We start from the raw sequence: 11,112 nt of genomic DNA on the forward strand, positions 1-11,112 counted from the left end.
GTCTGTAATAGCAACACTACCAGAAAAAGCATCAGAGGTAGTTCCCCAGGAGCCACCAGAAGCAGTCCAGTTAGAGATGCCGTTGGTTTCTTCATCATCCTCAAAAAGAACAGTAGGCGTATAATATTTAATAATGTTAGCTTCATAAATAAGACCATCATCATTACTAAGAGCCACTTTAAATTCAATAGCATCATTAGGTTGAATACTTCCATCAAGAGTATAAGGCGCAGAAACAATACGTTGTTCAAGTGTTGCTATTCCCATTTGTGTACCAGGACTAGTTAGTCCAGTGATGTTAGATGAAATAGGCGTAACAGTAAGCGTAAAATCACTATCGGTTTGTCCTAAGTATTCAATACCAAAGTCGAAATTACCATTTAAGGCTGTGATATTAGACGATGTTAAATCAATAAGTTTAGCATATTTACCACTAAAGTAAGCTGCAAGGAAATTAGGACGCATAGCACGACGAGCAATATCATCTATAAATAGTGGGTCTGGCCAAAAGCCACTACCTGTAGAACCAGCTTCAGATCCAGAGCCATTTTCAGGAGTCCATGCCATGGTATCTTTACCAGCCCCAGGACCACCTGTAGAACCTGCAAGGGCAGGACCCATCATCCAATCGTTCATATTACCACTGTTAAGAGCACTAATTTGTGTACTAGGGCCATAGGCATAACGATTAAAATGTGTCATATCGTGATTGTACTTAGCAAACTCATCCTCACGCCTATCTACCCCAGCTGCATCCAAAGTAGCAGGATCCACTCCAGCATATCCATGAAGCATGGCATTTTTGAAGGAGTGGTGATTAAGTACCAATTTAAAATCATGATCCATGAAAAAATCTCTAACAATTTGTGATTCAGGTTCAGAAAAGAAGGTAGGGCCTCTATAGGTTGCATTACAGACATTGGTAGAAGAACCACCATTGCCCCAGTAATACCCAAAGTTTCTATTTAAATCAACGCCTTCGGCAGTTGTGCCACAGCTGCCACCATAGATATTTCTATTTTTACGTTGCAGGCCTCCTCCGTTGGGTAAGATAGATTCATTATATGCTAAACCATCAGAGTTTACTATTGGGATAAAGTATAGTTCTTGATTGTTCACCAAGGAAGTAATAGCAGGGTCTGAACCATAGTTTTCAAGAATATACCACATATAGTACATCAGGTTCATAAGACTGGAGACCTCTCTGGAATGTGTCATTCCTGTATATAAGGTCTCCGGCTCATTGGCTTCATCAACGTCCGGATTGTCTGAGATACGCACAAAATAGGTCGTTCTGCCTTCAATTGTAGTTTGATTGGTTGCTGATGCATCCGCTTTTATGGAGATTAGGTTTGGATAAAGAGAACGCATAAGATCTAGTTCGGCTAGCGCTTCTGATACGGTAAAACACCCGCCCATGCTACCAAGTTTGAAGTTAGTAGGGGTAGACCAGTTAATTTCATCACAGCCATTGTATTGGCCTAGATTATCAAAGAGAATATTAGATACACTGCTTTTACCAAAACCAGCTTTAGCAGTACTGTATTTTTGAGATTGTAGTTCTTGTTTGGCACGCGGTAGATTTTTCTGAGCTCTATCAGCATAGAATTTGGAGAGGTCATTAATAAGAACTCTATATGGTACGCCTAATTTAGAAACGTTTTGCAATTCGCTTTCAGAAAGTTCGAGCTGTAAGCCACTATTCGTCTTTACAGCACCACAGGTTAAATCGATGCCTTGCTTGTTTAAACGTAACAAAACATTTTCCGAAGGATTACTAATTACAACGCGTTTAAAATTCGCTTGTTGTGAATGGCTTAATTGCAAAAATGAAATGCAAATTAATACGAGGGTAGTAATTTTTTTCATGATGAGAGAATCTTATGGTGTATTTAGTTGGTATTTGGTTTAGGGCGTTATAAAGAGTTGCCTTGTAGTTAACCCAATTTCTGTTTTAACTGCAACAATAACATGATTTTTGATGTTATGATTAGAAAGCGGGATTTTTGTTGAATTACTACTAAATGAATTAAATGATAATAATTTTTGCCCTCGAATGTTATAGGCAATTATTTCTTTAATTTCACTATTTGTTTGAACGTATAACTCTTGAGTATTACTTAAAAACTTTATTGATGTCGTTGTTATTTCGTTTTCAGGAATAGATAAAGCACTTTTTGCAGCACTTTCGCTTGCTTCTTCACTTTTAAATGCCAAATAAAACCTATTAGAATATTCTCCACTTGAGATGTTTTTTTTATAACTATCATCATTAATTTGATGGTATGTGTCTAATAGTGAGTCATAAACGAAGACATCAATTACAGAATCAAAATACTCTAATCTATCTAAACTAATTTCAATATCACCACTTTGGGACATAAACATCCAAAAGGGGTATTTCTTTGTTTCATCAAATGCACCAACACCTTGTATAACGCATCGTTGGTCATCTATTTGCCAATTTAGGTCATATGGGAAAGCATCCAAATTAATGGCGTCATAACCATAATCATATCCATCACTGGCTGAATTATCCTTTGTAAAAGCAATTAATAAGTGTCGAGTAAAACCATCAGGCATTTTAAAATCAATACGAACACGTTGCAAATTACTATAAGAGTAAGATGAATTTTCTGTAGCATGTAATTTTGCTATACTACTCAAAAAAATTAATAATAGAGCCAATAAGGCAATGCGAGTAATTTGTGTCATTAGATTTGGGGTTTTAATGGACTTTAAATTAAATTGCTGCTGCTAATATAAAATATTTTGTATAAAAACTCCATGAAATGCAAAAAAATACGATGAAAAGTCTAATAAATGACAGTTCATCGGTTTTTTTATATAAAAAAGGTGGACAATGCCCACCTTTTTGCAATTAAAAATTTAATTGTTTATTGACTAATAACTATCTTTTTATTTGTAGAACCTAGGTCGGTTTGAACATTAATAATGTAACTACCTTCTGCTACATTTGAAACGGGTATCTTCATGTCGTCTGAGAACGATGGTGTGTTTGATACATTCCATGTCTTAATAGTTTGCCCAAGCATGTTAGTAAGGTAAACTTGTTTTACATCTGCACCAGTTATAGTTTTTATATGAATCTCTTTGGTATTCTGTAAATAGTTCACTACTACTTGATCCACTAATTCATCGTCAACCGAAAGCGAATTATTCTTTTTAGTAAAAACGATATAGAATCTATCTATATAGTCACCGACATCTAAAGTCATCTGGAATTTTTGATTCTTGCCATTAATTTTAGTGTATGTGCCTAGAAGAGAATCGTAAATATAAACTTTGGTATTAGGTGGCATATTTTCTAATTCAGTAACTGCAACTTCTATTGGACCACCTGTTTGTGAGAATAGACCAATAGGATATTGTTTAGTATCATCAAATTCACCAACGGCTTGAATAACGTGTTTTTCATTCTCAATCATAAATAGCATATCATTTGGATTATCGCCTAATACTTTAGCATCATATCCATAATCTATTCCATCTCCAGCTTCATTATTAGGAGTAAAAGCCAATAACAAGTGACGTCGAGCTCCTTCTGGAGTAGTGTAAATTAGCCTTATTCGTTTAATACTATCTTCATCAGTTGGAGGAGGTGCGGTCGAATTCTCTTTTTTGTTTTTTGTATTATTTGATTTTAAGAATATAGAAGTAGCAGCAGATTCTCTTACAAAATCCCGTTGATCATTCTCAAATTTTATATCGTTTCCTAGCTTATATGCAGTTGCAGAGACAGTATAAAATCCTTGTGCTACCGGGATATAATCTTGAGGCACTAAATTAGAAGATCCATTGCCACTTATATAGAAATTATCTACTGTGTTATATTGTTGTCCTGTTGGTGGTGCTGCTCCTCCAGCTAGGGTATAAGACGCATATCCCCCTTCATAATCCCTTAATATATGAGTGTTATTTGAGTCAAAATGTATCCAGTAATATAAAGTTCCATCAATACTACCTGTAGTATCTGAATTAGCGGCATTGTTGGTTGAACCATTAGGATTCTGCAATGGAATATTATCTTTAATAAATTCACTAGCATTTAATGCGGATGGAAAAGGGTTTCCTATCAAAGCACTATTTCCAAGATTAACAGGGGTAGTAATGTCACCATTATTTGGCTTACCTATGAATACATAATTTTGTAATGTACCCGAAGCACCACTTCCCTTCATAGTATAGCCTATTCCAGGTTTAAAGTAAAGAACTTCTCTTAAGTATAACCAACTAGCATACGTGTTAGATGTCGAATTTATATAGGCATATAACCAACGTCTACTTAAAGTTTTACCACTGGTACTAGGATTTGGATCATAGCTATCTGTCCAATTCAACTGTAAGGGATTAGCTGAGTTTGTACCATCTCTCAATATCATATCAACATTATGCCCTGCATTATTTACCCATGGATTTATAGCACTAACAGGAGACGACCAATAATTATAATTAAAATAATTAGTGGCACCTTGTTGATCTCGTTCTAAATAACCACTACTTGTAACATCCAATATACTTTCACTAACCTGAGAAGGTGTATATCTTTTCTGCACTAATTGGGATTCACCAATTAAATCAAGTTGTCCATCAAGTTTTAAATAATGTGTTATCCATAGACCATGACCAAGTGTAGTTTCATCTTGGGTAGCTGAATTATCCGTAATTGTTAATTCGTTTGAGTTAACTAATAAACCTAACAAGGTTAAATCTTGAGTATTAGAAACTATATCATGTGATGTTCTAACAATATTCCAGTCAATTGAGGCTCCATTAATACCAGTGCTATTTGGGTGGTCCCAAACAGAGTGTCCCCATTCCCAAGGTGATGCCCCATCATTATTAGTTGTATTAACGTCATTCCAATTGCCATCCTCATCAGATTCATATGGTAGCGGAGCTGTTTCTTCTTGTGTTGTTTCAATATTTCGCATTTGGCCATCTGGACCTATTCCGAATGTAGACAGTAAATATCCAGTTCCTGAGAGTTCAATTGCTTGAAGCATTCTGTAGTATCCAACTAGATTTGACCAATTTAAACCAGCAACGTCTATTGGTATAACAGTTCCTCTGGTTGCGGTACCATTATTTGTAATTGTTTGGTTCATCATTTGTCGAATTTGTTCCACAGTTAAAGCTGTGTTCCAAATACGTAATTCTTGCATCCAACCACTGTAATAATTAACCGGATTTGGATTTCCTCCCGCTGGATTTTGGTCCATAGCACCTAACATAAATTCATTGGTGTTTGTGATAGGGGCAGAACCACTTCCAGTACCTACTTGTATGCCATCAACATAAAGAATATAATCTGAACCATCAAAAGTTACAGCCACGTGATACCACCTATTTGTTCCCAAAGAATTTGATGCTGTAATAGAACCCCCGTTATTATAATTGAATGATAAGCTCGTACCCTGAAGTCTTAAATCGTAGCCGTTTGTCAAATTTGTAGCATCTCTTTTAGAAAATATGGTTTGTATAGGATTATTGGCTCCACCACCGTTTTGATTAGGGTCTGGTTTCACCCATATTTCGAAGCTAAAATTACCACCTACATTATATTGATTTTGGAAAGTGACATGATCATTATCACCATCAAAGTCTAGGGTATTACAGCCATCTCCCAAGGTAATGTTAACCAGATCTTGAGCACAATCAATTTCCCATAACAATTGGTAAGTCATACCAGCTTGACCCGTAAAAATAGCATTAGGATCTGTATTACTTGAGAGGCTTCCTCCAGTACCTGATACTATAGTCCAAACACCTGGTAATGGATTATTAGCAGAATCTTCTCCTGTGGCATTTAAAGTTGTTGATACAACGCCACAATTCTCTATACTTAAATCTTGATCTAAACCTGCGTTTGCAAAAGTTTCCAGTGGTTGGGTAACATCAATAGAAGCATTTTCAGTACATCCATTAGCATCAGTTACTACTACAGTGTAGGTTCCTACAGCTAAATTAATTGCCGTCTGAGTTGTTTGACCATCACTCCATAAATAATAATATGGGGCAGTACCACCAGAAGGATAAATTTTTGCCGTTCCACCATTGGCACCATTGTAACATTGAGGTTCATTAAATTCTGTTGACAATGATAATGCCGTTGGTTGGGTTATAGTAATATTTCTTGAAATTTGACAGCCATTAGCATCTGTTGCTACCACATTATATGTGCCAGGAGCAAGTGCAATAGCCGTTTGAGTAGTTTGTGCGTCACTCCATAAATAGGTGTAAGGAGCGGTGCCTCCAGTAACATTTATGGTTCCTGTGCCGTTGGCAGCTCCATTACAGCTAACATCCATTTTGGTTGTAGACGCATCTAATGCAGTAGGTTGTCCAATAGTTACATTTGCAACTGCCGTACAATTATTAGCGTCAGTAACTGTTACAGAGTAATTGCCGGTAGGCAAGCCTGTTGCAGCTTGTGTGGTTTGACCATTACTCCATAAATAGGTGTATCCTGAAGTTCCACCAGCAGGTGTTACTGTGGCCGTACCATTTGAATCTCCAAAACATGAAGGTTCAGTATTTGTTACTGTAGCTGTCAATAATGGCGGGTCTGTTAATGTCACTGAATCTTGATCGGTACATCCATTGGCATCCGTTACCGTTACAGTATAAGTGCCAGCAGATAAATTTATTGCTGTTTGAGTTGTTTGTCCATTAGACCATGCATAGGTATATGGCGGTGTTCCTCCAGATGCGTTAGCTTGAGCATAGCCATTAGAACTACCAAAGCAAGGAGGTACTTGTGGATCAAAACTGTCTACATTTAATTCTGTAGGCTCACTAACGGTTACTGAAGTTGTAAACGTATATGGATCTGATACTTCCATCTCTAGGTCAGGATCATAAGTGGTATTTGAATCTGTAACAGTTACCGTATAGGTACCTGGACTTAAATCTGTTTGGTCTTTAGCAGTTGGATTTAAACCACTTCCATTAGAGGTTGTCCATAAATAACTGTAAGGTTCCGTACCTCCAAAAGCTTCTACGGTGGCTGTACCATTATTACCTCCTGCATAACATGAGATAGGAGTTGCTATGGCAATGGCTGTTAAAGGACTTCCAACTGCAATATCAAATCCTGGACAAAAACATTTAGGCTCTCGTTGTCCGCAAGGTGTTCTAGCTAACTTGGTCCATGAAATTAAAAATTTTGAAATTTCAATAGTACTACCACAAACGTAGTTACTATCAATAAATAAATAGGCTGCTCCAGTACCAATTTTCTTACCTTCATATAAACATTCTTCAATAGATTCAACAGTTACTTCACCAGTTAATGGATGGGTGGTAACATATTCAGCAACAACGTTTAAATTATAATTTGTATTATCGCCATGGTCTAAAAAGAACCAAATATATACAGGTTCGTTTATAATATCTCCAGCTGTACCACAAGAAGGCAGTTTATTCCCATCTGCATCTCCAATGAACCAATCTAGTAATTGATAATCTTGAGATACACAGCGGTCACAATCAACATCAAACTCAATACAGGAATCAATAAATATATCAAAAGAATAACTGACTGTTTGGCCAGAGTCATCTGTTACGGTAAGCGCAATTGTCTTATTGCCTCCAACTGTGTAAGCTAATTCTAATGATGAATTATCATTAACGGTTGTTGTTGGTGGTGGTGTATATTCTGCGTCATTTTTAACATTAGACCCAAAATTCCAATTATATGTTAAATCACCATATCCACCAGTAATAAGCGGATTACCATTTTCGTCTAATAATCTAATGTACAACCTTTGTAGGTCTACAGATAGATTAGGATCACAAGCAGTTTCCTCATCTAAAATAATATTAATAATATCTGCAACTATTACTGTGTCTTCTACCACACAACCTTTACTATCAGTAACAGTAACCCAATAGGTGCCTTGTGATAGCCCTGTAGCCGTTTGATTAGTTGAAATAATTGGGCTACCTGATGCATCATTGGACCATGAATAAGTATATGGTGCAACACCGCCAGTAGGTGTGGCAGTAGCCGTACCATCAGATTGTCCTACTCCAGAGGTAACCATTGTTGTCATATTAACCACTAAAGCTGCTGGATCGGTATAAGTCACATTTTGAACAAGTGTACACCCGTTAGCATCAGTAATAGTAACTTGATAAGGCGTTCCTGATGTTAGGCCAGTAGCCGTAATACCCGTTTGTCCGTTGCTCCAAGCGTAACTATATCCAGGAGTACCACCAGAAGCCGTTACTGTAGCTGTACCATTACTATTTCCCGCACACCCTACAGTATTAGTGGTATAGCTTGCAGTAATTTGAGTTGGTTCTGTTAAAATAACGTCTATTTGTTTTTCGCAACCATTGGCATCTAATACGCCCATGGTGTGTGTGCCTGCAGGTAATCCATTAAACACATTGCTAGCACCGTATACACCATTATTTATATTATATTGATATCCTGGTGTTCCGCCTCCTGCTGTCAATGTTATTGAACCATTGCCTCCATTATTACAATCAAGGTCAACATGGGATTCAGATATTGTAATCTCATTAGGTTCTGTTATAATCACTGTAGCGGTCACAGGACAATTGTAGAAGTCTGTTACCGTTAACGTATAGGTTCCTGCTGCCAAACCTGTGGCAGCTAATGTTGTTTGTGCACTAGGATCATCCCATAAGTATGTATAAGGGGCTTTACCGCTAGATACAACACCACTAGCACTACCTGTAGATTCTCCATGGCATAAAACATTTTGCGAACTAGGAATTTCTACTTTTACACGCGTAGATTCATTTAAAACAATTTCAACTACTTCGGATAAGCAGTTCTGTGAATCTCTTACTTGGAAATAATAGGTTCCATCTGATAATCCACCAAAATCACCATCGGTTGTCCAAGTTACTGAAGCATCACCAGTCATCTGGTATTCGTATCCACCGTTACCACCTTGACCTTGAACAACAACGCCCTTAGATCCTGGTTCAAGACAGTTGGCATCAGTTAATTGTACATCGGCGATTAGTTCTTCGGTTGGACCAGCAATAGTTACTGCTTGATCAATAGTACATCCATTAGCGTCTCGAACTGTTACTGTATGTGAACCGCCAGTTAATCCATTAAAGGTGCTGCTTCCTTGAAAAGCGCCGCCATCAATTTGGTATGTATATGGTCCAGTTCCATTTGCTCCGGCAACTGTTACTGATCCTATAGGTGCATCATAACAAGTGACACCGGTTTGTGTTGTTATTGATGATGTTAATTGTGTTGGTTCCGTAATAGTTACCGAACAAGTTGTAGAACACGTATTAGCATCCGTTACCGTTACTGAGTGTGAGCCCGCATTTAATCCTGTTGCATTAGAAGTAGTTTGTCCATTACTCCATAAATAAGTAAATGGTCCAACACCTCCAGTAATATTTACAGTAGCTTCACCATCGGAGCCACCATTACAACTTACTGCATTAGTTTCTGTAGCTAAGCAGCTTATTTGATTAATAGTTATAGTTTGAGTCGACATAGAATCATTTCCGGCATTATCGGTAAATGTCCACGTAACTACTGTTGTAGTTGTTATAGGAAATGATGCATCTGGAACACCAGTAATAGTCCCACCTGTACAATTATCGGTTGTTGTTGGTGTTGATGGTGTGTACCCACAGCCCCAAGTAATATCGGATAGCGAAGGTGCAACAGGAGGGATGTTATCTACTACTGTTACATCGGCAAAACAATCAGAAGAATTCCCGTTATTGTCTGTAACGGTTAAACGAACAGAGTTTAAACCTAAATCAGAACAGACAAAAGTTGTTTGACTAGCAACAAGATTTAAAATACCGCAGGCATCTGTAGAACCACCGTCAATATTAGTTGCAACTAAAGAGCCATTACCGCTGCCATCAAGAAATACGGTATATGCTTGACATACGGCTGTTGGCTGTACATTGTCTTCAACAATTACCGTAACGTCACAAGTATCTGTATTTCCACCTGCATCAGTAGCAATTAAAGTCACTGTGTTAGAACCTACGTCGGTACAATCAAAAGTCGATTGACTTAAGGATAATGTAACGCCACATGGATTCGCTCCATCATCACTACCATTATCTAATAAAGCTGGATCTAAAGTATAGTTTCCTGTGTTGTCTAATTGTACGGTTAAAGGTGTAGCTCTACATATTGCTACAGGAGGAATGTTATCTAGCACAGTCACATTGGCTGTACAGGTTGAAGTGTTACCAGCACTGTCCGTTACAATAAGCCCTACTTGTATCACGCCTACGTCTGTGCAATATATTCTGCCATCAAAATTATCAAATGCAACACTTACACCACTACAATTATCAAAACTACCATCATTAATATCATTAGTATTTAGTTTGTCTCCTTGTGTATTAGCACCATCAGAATTCAATATTATTGTATAGTCTTTACATTGCGCAACAGGAGGTTCGTTGTCTATTACTGTAACATCAAAACTACAAGTTTCGGTATTACCATTAGTATCTTCTACTTCAAAAGTTACGGTAGTGGTTCCAACAGGGAAAGCACTACCAGAAGCAGGTCCTGCTGTACGAACAACAGAAGCTACGGCACAGTTGTCTGCACCAGTAGGTGTTGCAAAAGTTACTATAGCAGAGCACAATCCTAGATCACTGTCTACTGTAATATTTCCAGGACATGTAATGGTTGGAGGTGTTGAATCTGCAACTCCAACGGAAATATCGTTAATATCAAATGTACAATTATTAGCATCTGTGACTGTTACACTGTACAATCCAGCTGGGATGTTACTCAAGTTTTGTGATGTTGCACCATTACTCCAAGCATAAGAGTATGCTGTGGTTCCGCCTGAAACGGTAATATTAATTGCTCCATCGTTACCGCCAAAACAGGAGACACCTGTTACAGAATCTGAAGCAGTTAATTGAGTAGGCGCAGGATTGATAGTTATAGAAACAGAATCTTGACATCCATTGGCATCTTCAACAACATAAGTATAATTTCCAGGAGCTAGTCCTGATGTATTAGGATTAGAAGGTGCATAAGTATAAGCTCCAGTTCCTCCAGTAGTGCTTAGAGCAACGCTACCAGTCTCACCAAAACACAAA

Annotated in this window: 3 protein-coding genes; all 3 read right to left on the reverse strand. The window is 37.6% G+C overall.

The genetic code is table 11. The annotated features are described in order from the left end of the window. The coding region (locus AC2D6V_RS14530; protein ID WP_484649551.1) for a M14 family metallopeptidase at positions 1-1,869 on the reverse strand (1,869 nt) is incomplete at its 3' end. A 39-nt stretch (positions 1,870-1,908) separates the two neighbouring features. Continuing rightward, positions 1,909-2,715 carry a hypothetical protein gene (locus AC2D6V_RS14535; RefSeq protein ID WP_484649553.1) on the reverse strand — a complete coding sequence of 269 codons (807 nt, stop codon included), beginning with the start codon at positions 2,713-2,715 and terminating at the stop codon, positions 1,909-1,911. 182 nt (positions 2,716-2,897) lie between these two features. Next, the gene (locus tag AC2D6V_RS14540; RefSeq protein WP_484649558.1) at positions 2,898-11,111 is read right to left on the reverse strand and encodes a LamG-like jellyroll fold domain-containing protein; all 8,214 of its coding nucleotides are present in this window, start codon (positions 11,109-11,111) and stop codon (positions 2,898-2,900) included. Position 11,112 lies beyond the last annotated feature (1 nt).

Source organism: Algibacter sp. YIN40, from assembly GCF_057219435.1.